The sequence below is a fragment of the Mesorhizobium sp. M0601 genome, assembly GCF_040320845.1.
Classification (GTDB): domain Bacteria; phylum Pseudomonadota; class Alphaproteobacteria; order Rhizobiales; family Rhizobiaceae; genus Mesorhizobium.
This window is the reverse complement of the sequence record NZ_JAMYQK010000014.1, coordinates 23,826-40,084: the sequence shown is the minus strand read 5'-3', so window position 1 is coordinate 40,084 and position 16,259 is coordinate 23,826. Positions and strand designations below refer to the sequence as shown.

The 16,259-nt window shown below is 62.8% G+C and carries 17 protein-coding genes; 4 read left to right on the top strand and 13 right to left on the bottom strand.

The genetic code is table 11. The features are described 5' to 3' along the window. Nucleotides 1–345, bottom strand: coding sequence for a RidA family protein (locus NKI41_RS15300; RefSeq protein ID WP_352470933.1), 345 nt, complete (start codon nt 343–345; stop codon nt 1–3). Between the two features lie 49 nt (nt 346–394). Beyond that, on the bottom strand, nt 395–1,714 hold the full coding sequence (locus NKI41_RS15295; protein WP_352683806.1) for a type III PLP-dependent enzyme domain-containing protein: 1,320 nt from the start codon (nt 1,712–1,714) through the stop codon (nt 395–397). A 77-nt stretch (nt 1,715–1,791) separates the two neighbouring features. On the opposite strand from NKI41_RS15295, the gene NKI41_RS15290 reads away from it, so the two are divergent. Then, nucleotides 1,792–2,733 (top strand): amidohydrolase family protein, encoded by a 942-nt coding sequence (locus NKI41_RS15290; protein WP_352503470.1) that lies wholly within the window; start codon nt 1,792–1,794, stop codon nt 2,731–2,733. Here NKI41_RS15290 and NKI41_RS15285 read toward each other — a convergent pair. From NKI41_RS15285 to NKI41_RS15270, 4 genes are read right to left on the bottom strand one after another with little or no spacing between them, the layout of a single operon-like run. Then, nucleotides 2,707–3,678: an ABC transporter permease gene (locus NKI41_RS15285; protein ID WP_352470930.1), complete on the bottom strand. Its 972-nt coding sequence runs from the start codon at nt 3,676–3,678 to the stop codon at nt 2,707–2,709. The genes NKI41_RS15290 and NKI41_RS15285 overlap by 27 nt on opposite strands. Next, nucleotides 3,675–4,640, bottom strand: coding sequence for an ABC transporter permease (locus tag NKI41_RS15280; RefSeq protein ID WP_352503472.1), 966 nt, complete (start codon nt 4,638–4,640; stop codon nt 3,675–3,677). The genes NKI41_RS15285 and NKI41_RS15280 overlap by 4 nt, the downstream gene beginning before the upstream one ends. Continuing rightward, the gene (locus NKI41_RS15275; protein ID WP_352683804.1) at nt 4,637–6,145 is read right to left on the bottom strand and encodes a sugar ABC transporter ATP-binding protein; all 1,509 of its coding nucleotides are present in this window, start codon (nt 6,143–6,145) and stop codon (nt 4,637–4,639) included. The genes NKI41_RS15280 and NKI41_RS15275 overlap by 4 nt, the downstream gene beginning before the upstream one ends. An 18-nt stretch (nt 6,146–6,163) precedes the next feature. Continuing rightward, complete coding sequence (locus NKI41_RS15270) at nt 6,164–7,216, bottom strand: ABC transporter substrate-binding protein (protein ID WP_352470927.1); 1,053 nt, start codon at nt 7,214–7,216, stop codon at nt 6,164–6,166. A gap of 238 nt (nt 7,217–7,454) precedes the next feature. Between NKI41_RS15270 and NKI41_RS15265 the strand changes: the two genes are divergently transcribed. Further along, nucleotides 7,455–8,255 carry an IclR family transcriptional regulator gene (locus tag NKI41_RS15265; protein WP_352683802.1) on the top strand — a complete coding sequence of 267 codons (801 nt, stop codon included), beginning with the start codon at nt 7,455–7,457 and terminating at the stop codon, nt 8,253–8,255. Nucleotides 8,256–8,427: 172 nt separating this feature from the next. On the opposite strand, the gene NKI41_RS15260 is transcribed toward NKI41_RS15265, so the two are convergent. The 7 genes from NKI41_RS15260 to NKI41_RS15230 all read right to left on the bottom strand — a co-directional run bounded on the left by NKI41_RS15260 (nt 8,428) and on the right by NKI41_RS15230 (nt 14,155). Further along, the gene (locus NKI41_RS15260) at nt 8,428–8,610 is read right to left on the bottom strand and encodes an SDR family oxidoreductase (protein ID WP_352683800.1); all 183 of its coding nucleotides are present in this window, start codon (nt 8,608–8,610) and stop codon (nt 8,428–8,430) included. A 39-nt stretch (nt 8,611–8,649) separates the two neighbouring features. Beyond that, on the bottom strand, nt 8,650–9,939 hold the full coding sequence (locus NKI41_RS15255) for an ABC transporter substrate-binding protein (protein ID WP_352683798.1): 1,290 nt from the start codon (nt 9,937–9,939) through the stop codon (nt 8,650–8,652). Between the two features lie 28 nt (nt 9,940–9,967). After that, nucleotides 9,968–10,804, bottom strand: coding sequence for a carbohydrate ABC transporter permease (locus NKI41_RS15250; RefSeq protein WP_352683796.1), 837 nt, complete (start codon nt 10,802–10,804; stop codon nt 9,968–9,970). Then, entirely contained in the window at nt 10,794–11,741 is a 948-nt protein-coding gene (locus tag NKI41_RS15245; RefSeq protein WP_084641568.1) for a carbohydrate ABC transporter permease, read from the bottom strand. Before NKI41_RS15245 ends, NKI41_RS15250 begins: the two co-directional genes overlap by 11 nt. A gap of 24 nt (nt 11,742–11,765) precedes the next feature. Beyond that, complete coding sequence (locus NKI41_RS15240; protein WP_352683794.1) at nt 11,766–12,629, bottom strand: TauD/TfdA dioxygenase family protein; 864 nt, start codon at nt 12,627–12,629, stop codon at nt 11,766–11,768. 111 nt (nt 12,630–12,740) lie between these two features. Next, nucleotides 12,741–13,403: a TetR/AcrR family transcriptional regulator gene (locus NKI41_RS15235; protein WP_352683792.1), complete on the bottom strand. Its 663-nt coding sequence runs from the start codon at nt 13,401–13,403 to the stop codon at nt 12,741–12,743. A gap of 269 nt (nt 13,404–13,672) precedes the next feature. Further along, entirely contained in the window at nt 13,673–14,155 is a 483-nt protein-coding gene (locus NKI41_RS15230) for an Lrp/AsnC family transcriptional regulator (RefSeq protein ID WP_352683790.1), read from the bottom strand. An 87-nt stretch (nt 14,156–14,242) separates the two neighbouring features. Here NKI41_RS15230 and NKI41_RS15225 point away from each other — a divergent pair, with 87 nt between their 5' ends. Beyond that, complete coding sequence (locus tag NKI41_RS15225; protein WP_352683787.1) at nt 14,243–15,316, top strand: pyridoxal-phosphate dependent enzyme; 1,074 nt, start codon at nt 14,243–14,245, stop codon at nt 15,314–15,316. Between the two features lie 91 nt (nt 15,317–15,407). After that, entirely contained in the window at nt 15,408–16,025 is a 618-nt protein-coding gene (locus NKI41_RS15220; protein ID WP_352683785.1) for a glutathione S-transferase family protein, read from the top strand. The last annotated feature ends 234 nt before the right edge of the window (nt 16,026–16,259 follow it).

Below are 16,259 nucleotides of genomic sequence, written 5' to 3'. Positions count from 1 at the left end.
TCAGATAGCTGCGATCGCAGTGACCTCTATGCGGAGATCGGGATCGGCGAGACGCGCCTCGACACAGGCGCGCGCCGGCAGGCGCGCAGGATCCACCCAGGCATCGTAGATGCTGTTCATGGCATCGAAGTCGGCGATCTGCGGCAGGAAGATGTTGATCGCCACTAGCCTCGACTTGCTGCTGCCGGCCTCAACAAGGAGCGCCTCGACCTTGGAGAGCACGTCGCTCGTCTGACCCTCGATGCCGGCCTTGCGGTCGTCTGCCACCTGGCCTGCGATGTGCACGAGGCCGCCATAGACGACCGCCTGAGACATGCGGGAGCCGGACTGGAAGTACTTGATCATATCAGATCCTTTCGAGGTTCTCTTTTTTGGAAGTGGCCGCGATATCTGCTCAGCCGAAATAGGTAGGAAAGGCGTGGCGGACATACCCGGCCGCGTCGGCGCCGAAGATCACGCGATAGCGATCGAGGCAGGTGCAGGGGTGCGAGATGCCGAATTCAACGACGTCACCAACGGCAATATTGTCGCCCGACGCAATTGTCAGGAAGGCGTGCTGGTCGTTGAGCTTGAAGACCTCGGCACGCGCTTTCGGCAGCTGCTTGCCGGCACGAAAGATGGTCACGACCTTCGGAAAGCCCTGGTCGAACGACACGTCGCGCATGCCCATACCGCAGATAGCAAGGCCGGGCTCCGGCCGCGACAGTACCTCGGCCCAAAGACGTAAAGCCGGATGGAAGGAATTTCGTGCGGAAGCACCGACGCCGCCGATCGCAAAACCGTCGCGGGCATCGAGTGCGCCGAGCGACCTGTCGTAGACGCCATGGTCGTGAAAGAAGATGGCGCCGCTGCGCAGCACCAACGTGGCATTGCCGTCCCTGGAGACGAGGGGCGAAAGCGCTGCGACCACCTTGTCGAAGTACACCGAGCCGCCGGCGGTGGCGATCAGCGGGGTGTCGCCGCCGACGCGGGCGCGGAGCCGCAGGAACATATCGGCTGTCATTGCCAACAGCGCGGATATCGCCTCATCGGTACGGCCAGGATCGGCTTGCGCCGCGGCACCTTCGTAGGCTGCGACGCCGGCGATCAGCAGCCGCCCTCCGGCAGCTACAACCGCGTCGGCGATCGCCTCGGCTTCGCCGGTGGTCCGGGCGCCTGCCCTCCCCGCACCAAGTTCCACGAGCACGCGCAATGGCGGCAGCGTCGCATTGGCGCGCCAAGCTTCAGCAAGCGCATTCACGGCGTCGAAAGAGTCGGCAAAAACGTAGAACTCGGCGCTTGGCCAGGCGCCGACAAGGACAGCAAGTCGGTTCGCACCACCTGGTCCGCCGACCTCGTTGGCGATGATCAGCCGAGAGAGCCCGGATCTGAGCATCACTGTGGCCTGCCTTATGTCGGCGACGGTCGTGCCCCATGCTCCGGCCTCGACCAGGGACCGGGCAAGGTCCGGCGCCATCGGGGTCTTGGCATGCGGGGCGATCACGGCGCCCTGTTCTCGCGCATACCCCAAGAACAGGTCACGATTGGCGATGAAGGCCTCCTCGTCGAGGGTCAACACCGGCAACGACATACGTCCATGCGCTGGATGCCAGCGCTCAGATGCGACAAAGCTGCTGTCCAGGCCGAGGGTGCCAGGCGGAACGCCGCGGATACGATCGTCGAGCAGGAAATTTTCACGGGTCGCGAGCGACAGTACGGGTGAGTTTTCGGTCATCCGATGCTAGTCCTTTCGCTTTCGCAGGATGAAGTCCGGATCGATTTCCGATGCCGGCCACACCATGAGAGAGATGCGTGCCAAAGCGTTACTGCGGACCGATCATCGATGCCCACCATCACCTGTGGGATCTCGGCCTCGGCCGCCATCCCTGGCTCGCGCCCACGGCTGGCGAACGCGGCGGTCTGGGCGAGCTTGGCCCCTTGCGGCGAAACTACCTTCCTGAAGATTATTTGCGCGACGCCGGCCAGCACAGTGTCGTCGCCACCGTCCATATTGAAGCCGGTTGGGCCGGGGATGACTGCGTGGGTGAAACGCGGTGGCTTGAAACCCTCGACAAGTCGCGCGGCGTGGCCGCCCGTTACGTCGTTCACGTACCTCTGGCGAACCGCCAAGCGCCGGCGCTGGTCCAGGCGCAGGCGGCATTCGACCGTGTCGTCGGCGTACGCGACATACTGAGCTGGGATCCTGATCCCGCCCGTCGTTTTGCCGCCCGCGACGGCATCATGGACGATCCGGCCTGGCGTGCCGGCCTGTCCCTGCTTGGGCGCCGCCGGCTGGTTTTCGACCTGATGGTGTTTCCGCGCCAGCTCACCGGCGCGGCGCGCCTCGCAGCGGCCTTTCCAGACCAGCTCTTTGTTCTCAACCATTGCGGCAGCCCGATCGATCGCGATGCGGACGGAATGCGGGTGTGGCGCGAGGGGCTGCGGCTTTTGTCGGAGCGCGAGAACGTCGCCATCAAGATATCGGATCTGGTCGCCTACGATCATGATTGGACGCTCGACAGCCTAAGGTCGGTTGTCATGCATTGCATCGACTGTTTCGGTACGCGGCGCGCGATGTTCGGCAGCGACTTTCCGGTCGCCGGCCTGCATGCATCGTTCGATGCGGTGTATGACAGCTTCAAGGCCATTGCAGGAGAGCTTTCCGCGGACGAGCAGACGGCACTGTTCTACGGCAATGCACGGCGCATTTATCGGCTGGACGATATGTCATCGGCGGGCCTGCTCTCTGCCTGAGAGAAGCAGCAGCCCCAGGATCAGCGACCCGAACAGGATACTGCGCCAGCCAGGCGATGCGTTGACCACGGTGATCAGCGCCGTGATCGTAACCAGCAGGATGGCGCCGGGGATGGTGCCGGCATAGGTGCCGAGCCCGCCGAGGATCGAGGTGCCGCCAAGCACCACGGCGGCAATCGAGGCGAGCAGATAAGGATCGCCGATACCGACATAGCCTTGTCCGTTCATGCCGAGGACCAACACACCGGCAAGTCCCGCACAGAAGCCGCTGATGCCGTAGACCGCCAGCGTGGTCGAGGCGACGGGAACCCCGGACAGCGCCGCGGCGAGCGGATTGGCGCCCATCGCGAATATCCGGGCGCCAAGGGATGTCGCATGCATCGTGGTCAGAACGATCACTGAAATGACCACCCACAAAAGCACGCCTGCCGGAATACCGACCGGCCGCGCATTGCCGAGCCAGCGGACCAGCGGGTTCTCGGCGGTCACGGCACTGCCGCCGGCGATGATGATCAGCAGACCTTGCAGGAATGTCGCCATCGCCAGCGTCATGATCATTGGATGAACGCGCAACAGCGCCACGCCCAGCCCGTTCACCAGACCGATTGCGCTCGTCAACGTGAGAACTGCAAGAACGGCGGTGAGCCCTGTCGGATCCGCCTGCCATGAAAGCAGCGGCAGGCTGACAGCGCTAACCGTGACGATCGCCGCGACGGAAAGGTCGATTCCGCCGGCAATCACCACGAAAGTTTGGCCCGCCGCGACCAGGCCGACCACCGCGCCCAATTCAACCAAATAGCGCAAATGCCCATAAGCGCCGAAGCCAGGTGAAGCGAAGCTCGCCGCGATCCATACCGCCGCAACTATAGCGATCGTAAGGAAGGGCCGGCTGCGCAAAATCGTCACGGCGCGCCTGCCGCTCACACTGACTTTCCGTGCTGTCATTGCTGCACCTTGCGGAATTGCGGGATGGCGACCGCCCCGATGATGATGAGGCCCTGGGCGACATATTGGGCGACCGGCGTGAAGCCGAGGAAGAACATGACACTGATCATCAGGCTGAGCAGCAGGCTGCCCGCAAGAGCGCCGCGCATGGTACCTTGGCCGCCAAGGAAACCGATGCCGCCGAGCACTGCGGCGGCTATGGAATTCAGCGTGAACGCCGTGCCGATGACTGGATCGCCCGAACCCGTTTGCGCGGCGATGAACAGGCCGGCGCCTGTGCAAAGCAGGCCGCTAATCGCGTAGGCGGCGATCCGGGCACCGTCGACCGGCACGCTGGAGCGGTAGGCGCCGACGGGATTTTCGCCTGCAGCATAGATGCTCAAACCAAGCGGCGTGGCGAGATAGAGTTTCCACAAAACCACGATGAGTACCAGCAGCACGAATGCCGCCGGCGTGTTGCCGGCAAGCAGGTCCGACAGCCACTCGGGTATGGCGCCCCCCGGCCTCGGCAGGATGAGCAGGGCAGCGCCGCCGATAATGAAGGAGCCAGCCAGCGTCACCACGATCGCCGGCAACCGAAGTTTCACGACGATGAACCCGATCGCGGCACCGATGCCGAGACCGGTCAGCGCCACCGCAGCGGCACCGCCGGCTACGCCCAGCGGTCCAGTCATCGTCGTCGCAGCGATCACTGCGCCCAGGCTGACCATGGCGCCGATGGCCAGGCTTATGCCGCCGGTGAGCATGAGGATCGCCTGGGCCATGGCGACCAGCGCCAGCGGAAACCAGCTCTGGGTGAATTTGGCGAAACCGGACGCTGTCAAGAGGCCGGGAAACAGGAAACCGTAAGCAATGACGAACGCCAGGACCACAGCGAACAGGCTGCGCACGCCGACATTGCGGCGCAGCTGAACCGGCCAGTAGAGCGCGCCGGCTTGGCTTGAGGATGCGACCGCGCTCATGCCGCAACTTTCTGCTGTTCGGCGCCCATTGCGGCGGAAACGATGGCTTCCTCGCTCAGTGCCTCGCGCTCGAGCATGGCCACGATGCGGCCTTCGCGGACCACGCCGACACGGTCGCAAAGGTGCACCAGTTCGGGTGTGTCGGAACTGAGCAGCACGATCGCCTTGCCGGCGGCGGCGAGTTTGCGAAGCATCATGTAGATCTCACGCTTGGTCTCGACATCGACGCCGCGCGTCGGGTCGTTGAGGAGAAGCACAAGCGGCTCGTGTGGCATCCATTTCGCCAGCGCGACCTTCTGCTGGTTGCCACCTGAGAGTGCCTGTGCCGGGCGGTCGAGGTCGCCCTTGATGGCAAGCTGGGCGGCGAGACCCCTTGCCATATCGCGCTCGGCACGCCGACTGCGCAGCTTCAGCGCCGGCAGCCTTGCGAAGGCGGGCAGCATCATATTGGTGATGATGGGATGGATCAGGTGCAGGCCTTCGCGCTTGCGGTCAGCCGGGACATAAGCGAGGCCGAGCGCATTGGCGTTCGGCACGCCGCCGGGCAAACCCGAAACACCGTTTACGGTCGCGGATACCGTCCTGGCCGGGATCGCGCCGTAGAGGCCAAGCAGCAGATCTTCCTGCCCCTGCCCGACCAGGCCGCCAATGCCAAGCACCTCGCCCGTCCTGATGTCGAGATCGACGTCGCGCATCAGGCCGGCGGAAAATTTACGAACCGAGATGGCGTCGGCCGGCGATGGCGAAGGCCGCCATCGTGGAAAGAGATCGCCGGGGTCGCGGCCGACCATCAGCCGTACCAGCCCGGCGGCATCGGTTCCTTCCAGCGAGCAGTCCGCCGTGCAGGTCCCGTCCTTGAGCACGGTGACATGCTCGCACAGCGCCATCACCTCGTTCAGTCGGTGTGAGATGTAGAGAATAGCGATGCCCTCGCCCCGAAGCCTCCTCAGCAGGTCGGTGAGGATTTTTGTCTCAGTTGCCGATAGCGATGAGGTGGGTTCGTCGAGAATGAGCACGCGCGGCCGGCGGTAAAGCGCCTTGGCGATCTCCACCATCTGCCGGCGGCCGAGGGACAGGTGCCCCACCGGCGCAGACAGCGGTTCGTAAAGCCCGACAAGATCGCATGCGGCCCTGGCCCGGACGGCAAGCTCGTTGTAGTCGATCAAGCCGAACCGCTTGGGATAGGCACCGAGCCCGATGTTTTCGGCAATGGACAAGCTGGTCGTCAGGCTGAGTTCCTGCTGGACAACGGCGATCCCGGCCTGTCGCGCATTAGCGGGGGTCATGCGCGAGACCGGGCGCCCATCGACCTCGATCGCCCCGCCGTCCGGGCGCAAGGCGCCGGACAAAAGGTTGATCAGTGTCGACTTACCTGCGCCGTTCTCGCCCAGCAGTGCATGCACGCGGCCGGGCTGGAGAGCGATTGAAACGTTGCGCAGAACGGGGTTGCCGAAAAAGGACTTCGACACCCCCTGCGCGGCGAGAAGCGGAGCCGTGGTTGTCAATGCTACAACCCTTCAGGCTTATTTTTGGGCCAGCAGCTTCTTGAATAGATCCTCATCGTACGGCGAATAGATGTAACCGTCAGCCGGGAAATCCTTCGCCCGGGCGAGGTATTCGTCGATGTTGGAATTGTCGATCACCGGCAACGGGATCTTGACGAAAGCCGGCACATCCTCGCCCTCCAGTGCCTGGACGGCGGTGTAGGTGGCGAAGGCGCCGAGCCAGTTCGGCTGCATCGTCGCCCAGCTCTTCAGGCCCTTTTCCTTCCACAGTTCGAGAAACTGGCGCGCATTCTCGCCGGTGATCGGCACCTGGTCGCGGCCCTGCTTGTCGAGCGCGAGCACGGCGCCCGCCGACAACGCGCCGCCCAGCGACAGGATGCCGTCGATTTCGGGGTTGGCGAAAAGCAGGCTGGTGACGGCCTCCTGGGCGGGCGCGACATTGTAGGGCGTGTTCGTCTCGGCAAGCACCTTCACATCGGGATGGGCCTTAAGCTCGGCATCGGCGCCTTTGCGCCGGTCGTCGCTGACCGAAACGCCGGCTGGGCCATTGAGGATGAGGATCTTGCCCTTGCCGCCGATGGCGTCGATCAGGAACTTGGCCGCCTGATCGCCCCACTGTGAGGAATCGGTGTTGACCTTGGCGGTCACCTGGTCGGTATCGACGAGGCTGTCGAAGTTGATGATGGCGATGCCTTTGGCGCAGGCGTCCGCCAGCACGCGCGCCGGCGCGGTCGACGAACCAGCGATCAAGATGATGGCATCGACATCGGAATCGATCATCGACTGGATCTGCTGAATCTGGACGTTGGCGTCGCCCTGGGCATCGGTCACGACGAGTTTGTCGACCAAGCCTTGCTTCTTCAAAGTCTCGACTTCGGCTTCGATCGTGCCCTGTGTCTGCTTCATCCAGGTCGGCACTGAATAGATATTGGCCCAGCCGATCGTATATGGCGCTTTGCGATCGCCCTTGATGCATTTAGCGGCGGCGTTGGCCTGCGAACCGGCGCCGAGGCTGAGGAGGAGGCCGAGGCAAAGGGCACTGGCGGACGCGAAAAACGATGATTTCGTCATGATTGTTCCCTTCTGAAGTTATGCCTGGACGTGCGGGATCGGGACGAGAGAACCCGCCGGTTGCCGTATCGGAAACCGCCCGTTTTTCTCGTCAGGACTTTCTGCGCCTGGCTCGTTATTGTCCGATATTTCAGACAATAGGCCTGTATATCGGACAAACGGGATGCTAGACTGAGCCTTGACATCTTTCAAGCGTCTTGAGACGAGGGCCGAATGATTTTGCGCGGGTGCGGCCTACATGAGCGATGGCGTCACTGGTCTAATTGAAACGGAAGCCGGCGCCGAGCCGCGCAATGGCGAACGGCGTCGCGGGATCGACCGCGTCATCATGCTACTGGAGGCCCTTCTGCGGCACCGCGCGCCGATGCGCGTCGGCGACATCGCCAAGATGATCGGCGCGCCGCGTTCAACCACTTATGAAATCGTCAACAGCCTGCTGGAAGCCGAAATGCTCGAAAATGTCGGGACGGAAGGCTATGTCTATTTCGGAAAGGCGATGCATCTGTTCGGCTGGGCCTACTCACATCATAATGCCCATTACCGGCGCATCATCGAAACCCTGGACAGACTAGGCGCGGAGACGGGCGAGACCGTCCAACTGTGCGGCCTGCGCGGGACCAAATATGTCGTCCTTGATTGCCGGGACTCGCCTGGCCCGTTCCGGATTTCAAGCGATGTCGGCGTCGAGGTGCCGATACCGTGGACGGCGTCCGGTAGGCTGCTGCTCGGCCATATGAGCGAGCAGGAAATATGCGACTTCATTCCGCCTGGCGACTACACGCTTCCAGACGGCCGTGTCATTGCGCCAGCCGAGTTCTTCGGCGATGTCGCTCTGGCGCGCCAGCAAGGTTTCAGCGAGACCGCCGCTCTGGCCGACCGCTTCACTTGGTGCATGGCCGCGCCCATCCGCGACGGCAACGGAGCCATCAACAAGACGCTTTGTTTCGTGTTGCCCGTCGACACGCCAGAAGCGCGGCGCAGCGAATTGCTTGCCCTGTTATGCGAGCGCGCCAGTGGGTTGTCGCTCGCGGGAAGCTAGTAGAAAATCGGCGCGCGAAGGTCCGGGGTAGGCTCCGTTCGTTCAGCCGCAGCAGCGAAACCCGAAACTGGTACTCCGGTGAGTATGGCACAGGCGGCAGCGCGCTCCTGCTACCAGATCATCGGATATTCGATCGGAAAGATCGGTCGGCTTCGGCCTGGTTCAGACCTGCCTACGGAGTGTCGCCGACCATGCCTGAGAACAGCACCGAACCGCGCTGGTCGAGAAGAGAAAGCGAAGTGAAGTCCAGTATCGAGAGCCCTCCGTCGGCGATCAGGGTTTGGCCTGTGACGAACGAAGCTTCATCACTCACGAGGAACGCCACCGCCGCAGCGATTTCGGCCGGCGTTCCCATTCGGTATGTGCGAGGCGATATGAACGTCGGTTCATATGATTACGCTGGCATCAGCGGTTTGACGCGGTCGATAATGGCGGCGACCGCTTCCTTCGGGCTCTTGCGACCGAGGACAGCGAGTTGAACCTCCTCGAGAAACGTCGACTGAGCGCGAGCGGCTTCGGGAAAAGCCGGAAATGCCGGTCGCGCTTTGGCGAGCGCGGCAGCCTCGACCTTCGCCTGCGGCAGCGACCCGGCGAACGACGGCTCGGCATAGGTCGAGGTGCGGACGGGGCCATTGCCGTTGCGCGCCATGTCGAGTGTGGCGGCCTTGCTCGCTACGAAGCGGATGTAGCTCCAGGAGAGCTTCTTGTCCGTCGAATTAGCGGGAATGGCCATCGCCCAGGATTCAACGACCGGATGCATTTCGTGACCGCTGCCGAGGGTTTTGGAGCCGGGGAACTCGATCGCCTTGATCTTTCCCGGTGCGGTCGACTGTTCCTTGTTGTTGAGCTGCGCGTAGCGGGCGAAGGGCAGCACCGCGAAGGCAGCGCGCCCCTGCTGCATCCACGTCACCACGTCGTCGTTGCGCGTTGTGGCATAGCTGCGGGGCAGCGCGCCGGCCTTGAAGAGGTCGGCAAGCACGGACAGGCCTTTTTCCATCGCCTCCGGATCGGGGACCACCTTGAACTGCTTGTCGATGAAATCGCCGCCGAAGGCGCGGGCGAACATGACCGGGAAGACGGCGAGGTCACTCGCAAGGATCATGCCGACGACGGGCGTGCCGGACCTGGAGGTGAAGGTCAGCTTCTTCGCCTGCTCGACCAGCTCCTCCAGCGTATCCGGCGCCGCCGAAATGCCGGCCTCCTGAAGCAGCTCCTCGTTGTAGAAAAGCCCCTGCGTGGCATGGCGCACCGGAACGCCGACGAGCTTGCCGCCGACGGTCATCGACTGGCGCAGGCCCTCGGCGACATCGTCGAAATCCTCGATCGGCTCGGCTTCCCGGAGATCGTCTAGCGGCTCGAATAGCGAGGCGATCTGCGACGTCATGCGGTTGTCGATGACATAGCCGATGTTGAAATCGGTCTCGCTCAGGCTCGCCTCCCGGAATAGCCGGTCCTGGAGCGGATTGCTGTCGAGCGTGGTCCAGGATATCTGGGCATTGTTCTTGTCCTCCCAGGGCTTGATGACATTGCCGGCGGCGCCGGTCGTCAGGTTGGCTTGGTGGACGCGATGGCAAAGCACATTCAGCGTCTTTACCTGAGCATGGGCCAACCGACCCAAGGCACCCGTCGCGCCGGCGGCCATCGCCGTCGTCAGCAGGGCTCTGCGTGTCATGTGCAAAGGCATTGTCTTCCTCCCTTTCTCGGTGACGTCGTCACCCCTTGGTCGCGCCGGCGGTCAATCCGGCGACGAGAAACCGGTTCATCAGGACCACGAAGACGAGAACCGGCAGCAATTGGACGGTAGAGGCAGCAAAGAGGACGCCGCAGTCGACGCCATCGATCGAACTGATCATCTCCGAAAGGACCAGAGGCGCGGTCTTGGCGTGGTTGGCGGTGAAGATATAGGCGAACAGAAACTCATTCCACGCGAAGACGACTACGAAGACGGCGACGGCGAGCATGCCGGGCGCTACGAGCGGCAAGATGATCTTCACAAGGATCGTCAGCGGCCGCGCGCCGTCGAGGACGGCCGCCTCGTCGAGTTCGCGCGGTACCTGGTCAATGAACGTGCGCATCAGGAGCGTGCCGAGCGAGACGAAGAAAGTCGCGTAGAGCAGGATCAGCACCAGATGGGTGTCGTTGAGCCCGAGCCGATTGACGACCGGGAACAGTGGCAGCGTCACGACGATCGGCGGAATCAGCCGCGATCCGATCAGAAACATCACCGACCCCTCCAGGAAACGGACGCCTCGATAGCGTGAGTAGGCAAAACCGGCGAGCAGACTTGCCATGACGGCAAGCGCCGTCGCCCCGGTGGTGATGACCAGGCTGTTGACGAGCCCGTCGAAAAAGGCCGGCCAGCGCTGCCACAGGGAGGCGTAGTGCTCGAAGGTCAGTTCGAAGAAGAGCTCCGGTGGAACCGCGAAAATCTCGCGACCGGGTTTAAACGACGAGAGCACGATGAAGCCGATCGGAAACAGTGACCAGACGACGATTGCCGCAACGGCGAGCGTCTTTCCGGCACCGATGGCAAGACGCCTAGAACGCATTGGCCATGGATTCCTTGCGCAGCCGCCAGACATAGCCAGTCGCAAGCAGCAGCGAGATGACGACCATCATCCATGCCGTCGCGGCCGCCGTGCCGAACGAGTTGTAGCGGAAGCCTTCCTGATAAAGATAAACGGAAACGACCTCGGTCGTGCGTGCCGGGCCGCCCTGGGTCAGGAGCCAGACCTCGGAAAAGAGACGGAAGGCGAAGATGTAGCGGAAGAGCAGCGCGATCAGCATCGCTGGCGCCAGAAGCGGCAGCGTGATGTTGCGGAAGAGCTGGAACGCATTGGCTCCGTCGGTGCGCCCAGCCTCGTAGAGCTCCTTCGGAACCGCGAGCCGTGCCGCATAGAGGATGATGAATGTGAATGGCAGGTGCAGCCAGATCGTGAGCAGGCCGACGAGTATGAGGCCGTGAGAAGGGATGAACGTCCAGTCGAGCGTCGGCAGACCGGTGTATCGCAGCATCAGCGTGATCGGGCCGACGTCTGGATCGAACAGGAAGCGCCACATTGCGACCGCCGTCACCTCGCTGATGGCGTAGGGAGCGAGCACCACGACGAGCATGACGCGCTGGAGGGGAAGCCCGGAGGCGAAAAGCAGGGCCAGGCCAAGGCCGAGCAGCAGTTCGATATGAACCGCCACGGCGACGACAAGGACCGTGTTCCAGACCGAACCCCAAAAATAGGGATCAGTGAGGACGCGGATATAGTTATCGAAGCCAACGAAGGTTGCCGATTGGCCGAATGACGAGGCTTCGAAACTCAGCCACAGGACGAAGATCGCGGGGAGCACGATGATCCCAAGCACCAGGAGGTGCACGGGCGTCGCATAGAGGTAGGCAGGCGAAAACGCGAAGCGCCGCCTCTTGGTCTCGCCAGCCGCTTCCGCCGCCCCTTCCCCCCTATGGCCGACGGACGCCTCGGAACCAAATGCCATTGCTCCTCCCTGAGCGGTTGCGCGTCAGCCGTCCCTGGCGGCAAGTGGAACGGTGCCCTCCACCGTTGTTCTGTACATCACCCGGCGATATCCGGGATAATCGTTGATGGCGGTGTGCAGGACATGGGGATTGTTCCACATACCGAGCGTCTTCGGTTCCCAACGCAGCCTGCAGTTGAACTCGGGCCGGACAGCCCGCGCCATCAGGAAGTCGATCATCGGCTTGCTTTCTTCCTCCGTCATCCCCTTGAAATTGGTCATCACGCTGCTGACGAAGACATAGCGCCGGCCAGTCTCGGGGTGGCGACAGATCACAGGATGCTCGACGACGGCATTCTCGATCGCCTCGACATCGGCCTTGACGCCGAGCCGGCTGTGGGCCGCGTTGATGGCGAAGACCCCGCGGCCGCTATGGACGCCCGTCAGGCCTTGCAGGATCTCGACCAGCCGCGGCGAAAGCGAGTCATATGCCTTCTCGAGGCTGGAGAAGCAGGTGTCGCCGCCAACCGGCGGCACCTCCTCACCGTAGAGAATCGTAATGCCCGGTGGCTTCGGTAGCCAGGCGAGGTCCATGTGCCAGTCCTCGCCGATCACTTTGCCCGTGTCGTCCGGCTCGCGCACGAAGCGCACGATATCGTCAAAGCCGTCGATCGGCGTGTGCACCGGATTGCCGCTAAATGGTCCGAACCGGCGGGCGACCTTGTGGACGCCAGCGGCGTCAAGCTCCTGATCGCGCACGGCGAGCGCATGATATTTGTAGAGCGCGCGGCGAACGTCCTGGAAGGCATCCTCGCTCGCGCTCACCAGATCGATCCCGCGAATTTCTGCACCGAGTGCACCAGTGAAGGGGCTGACCTCGAAACGGGTGAATGCATCATCGCGCAGCACGTGATCCTCCCTAATACGCGCCTCGTCGCCATCATGGGCTGACTTACCTGCAAGTAAGTAATGTGAAAGCCAAAGGCTGTCAACTCACCTTCGCTTTGATCCACCCGATGTCTAGCCTCGATCCGAGCCCTTTCCCGCATCCTGCCAAGCGGCGCGGATGATCGCAGCGAGCGCTGCGAAGGTCCTGGCGACCTCGTCGAAGCTTCCGGTGTCCTGCGTCATCGGTGGACAGGACAGAAGGGTAATGCGCAGCATGTGCACGAGTTCGTTCCTGAGTGTGTGGGAGGAAAGCTCTCCGTCCTTCACCGCCTGGTCCACCGCATGACGCAGGCTCTGATCATAGACCCGGTTGACGCGCTCCAGGGCACGTTCCGCTGGTTCTCCGAGAACCGGGAGGTCGTGGCGAAGGCGCGAAAGCGGGCTCCACATATTGCGGGCTCCCTTCACAGCGTTGAAACGTTCGTAGAAGCGGCGCAGATCCTCGAGCTGCATATCGAGACGGTCGAAGAACCGGATATCGGGGGTCGTCCAGAAGCGCTTGATGCGGGCCTCGGCGTTGGCGGCGAAGTCCGCGATCAATTCCTCCATCAGCTGACGCTTGTTGCCGAAGTGATGATGGATGTTGGCGCGCGTCGTGCCGATTGCCGTCGCTATATCGCCGAAGCTGAAACCATCGTGGCCGCGCAGGACATAGAACTCGGCCGCGACCTCTTTGATTCTGCTGCGGGTAGAGTGCGCCTCATCACCGGGAGATCCTGAAGTGTTGGCTCTCATATCCCTTCCGAAATTCATGCCGCCGTTGGACGATCAGTATACGGGAGCGAGCTGCACCCCCCGTTTCATACATGGATATTCTTCTAGGCACGAGTGGAAGTAATTTGCGCCAGGGGCGACATTCGCGAAGCATCTTGGCGGCAGCGATTAGCTCGGTGCGGCGGGTGAGTAGATACGGGATGCGTGTATCGAACTTCAATCGGGTTCGCGCCCTTGACTAGAATTCCGGGTCAAGCAGGGCAGTCAGCTTGCCGGGGGCACGCCGCAACTCAGGCAGTGGGTAGCGGCTGCGCATCCGCTGCGCCAACCACTTCCCGCATTGTCACGATGGTGCGGAACGCCCTCACGTTCGAATTGGCGTGGAAGACTTCCCGCGCGAAGACATCGTACGCCTCCATCCCCGGAAATTGCAGGAGGAGCACGAAATCGGCTTCACCGGTGACATACCAGGCCTGACGAACCTCCGAGCGCCCGCGGAGCTTGCCGATGAAGGCGTCCAACTCGACAGCGCTCTCCCGTTCCAGGGAAACGAGCACATGGATGGTTAGCGGCAGGCCCATGGCCGCCGGACGAACGACGGCAATATCCGCCGCGATCACGCCATCCTTCCGCAGCCGGCGCAGGCGGCGCAGGACCGCACTCTGGGAAAGCCCGACCTGCTCGGCGAGACGCCGCGCCGGGATCTGGTTGTCGCGCTGAACCAGCGACAGCAGCACATGGTCGAAGCGATCGAGGGCGGCGGTTTTCGTCATTTGGACAGGCATCTATGACGAAATCAGGCAGGCGGGCAACGATAATAGGCGCCAAGCGCCATCGTTTCCGGAATAGAATTTCGCCTCATGACCACAGACACACAGCCGGGCCTTGGCCCTGATCTCATTGCGGCGCTGTTACAGCGCCTGTCGCCGTTTTATGCACCGACACCGCTGCTCGACCTGCCAAACCTGGCTGCGAGCCTGGATGTGACCCAGGTGCTTGCCAAGAACGAGGGCCACCGTGCCCTGGGCAGCTTCAAGTCCCTCGGCGGCACCTATGCCGGTCTGTGCGCTCTCGCTCGCGCTACCGGGATGGATATCGATGAACTGCTCGATCCAGAGCGGGCCCAGACGCCGCTGCCGGCGCTAATCACGGCCAGCGCCGGCAATCACGGACTTGCCGTCGCCGCGGCGGCGAAGTTTGCCGGCGGGAGGGCAAGGATATACCTCCATACGGGCGTTCCTGCGGCCCGGGTGCGGCGTATCGAGTCCCAAGGCGCCGAAATCGTGTGGGTCGACGGCACCTATGACGATGCCGTCGATCGGGCCTCTGCGGCAGCCCGCGCCGGGGAAGGCATTTTGGTGGCCGATACCTCGAGCGACCCGGATGATCCAGCGGTCGCTGATGTCGTCGCTGGCTATGGCGTGATTGCCGCGGAAATCCGTCGCCAAGTCGACGAGATTGGCCATCTGAGGCCAACCCACCTTTTCGTGCAGGCCGGTGTCGGTGGACTTGCCGCCGCCCTGACGACTGGGCTGAAGGACTGGCTGATGCCTCCGGCCATGATCGTCGTGGTAGAACCAGAGGCCGCAGCCTGCGTCGCGGCCGCGCTGTCGCAAGCACGCTCAGTTCGGATATCCGGCGATCTCAAGACGTCGGCAGACATGCTCGCCTGTGGCGAAGCAGCAGCATCGGCGCTCGACGTACTGCGCCAAGGCAACGCTCGGGTCATAACCGTGTCCGAAGCGGCGCTTGCCGACGCGAAGAGCCGGCTTCGTGAGGCAAACGGTCCAGACACAACCCCGTCGGGTGCCGCCGGCCTCGCCGGCCTCGCCACCGCCGTCGCGGCTTACGGCCTGTCGCAGGAGCTTGCGCTCGACGAATCGAGCCGGGTGCTGATCATCGTGACCGAGGCCGAACTGGAGAAGGACGCATGACGATGGCACCGGACCCGGGATCATTGAACGGAAGAGCGGCTGGGCCGCGGACTGCTCGATATGCCCGCCAGACCCAGCGCAGAACGGGTCCATGAAACTCATCTACCAGACCCACTCCCCCTACGCGCGCAAGGTTCTGGTCTTTGCCCACGAGTCGGGCCTTGCCGGACGTCTGCGCGTCATTCATCAGGAGACGAGCCCCATCAATCGCAACGATGATGTGTTTGCGATCAATCCGCTTGGCAAGGTGCCCGTTCTCGTTGTCGACGACGGCTATGCGATCTTCGATTCGGGCGTAATCTGCGACTATCTCGACAACCTCGAAAGCAGTCGTCGGCTCATCCCCGAAACAGGGCGGGCCAAATGGTCCGCCCTGCGCCTCCAGGCGCTTGCCGGCGGCATGTGCGACGCAGGCATTTCCATTCGGTGGGAAAACGAGCGCCGCCCTGAACATCTGCGTTATCCCGCCTTGGGTGCAGGCATGACGATGAAGCTTATCGAATCCTATGACTTCGTGGAAAGCGAGGTCGAATTCGACGCGCCGCTCCATGTCGGCCACATCGCGCTCGCCACTTGTCTAAGCTGGCTGGAATTCCGCGGACTGCCCGACTTCCTGCAGGGAAGGCCACGACTGGCACAATGGTATAGCTCCTTCGTGGAACGCCCTTCAATGCGTGCCACGCCCTACGGCGGCGACACGCGAGATTGATATCGATCGCCAGGCTTTCGAGTTCCAGCATGTGTCCCTCATCAGCCAGGCATTCTCGCGGCCATTTGCTGGTCGGCCTCGATAATAGAGCGCGAAACCGGTAATCTTGCCCGGGCTCGCGACCACGGCCGGCAGCTTCTGACGCAGGATTGCGCCGAAGTCGTTCAGGATTTCCTGTGCTGAAACCGGAGCAAAGCCGCCAGCCGAGAGCATCAAAATTCCTGCGACCAAGCC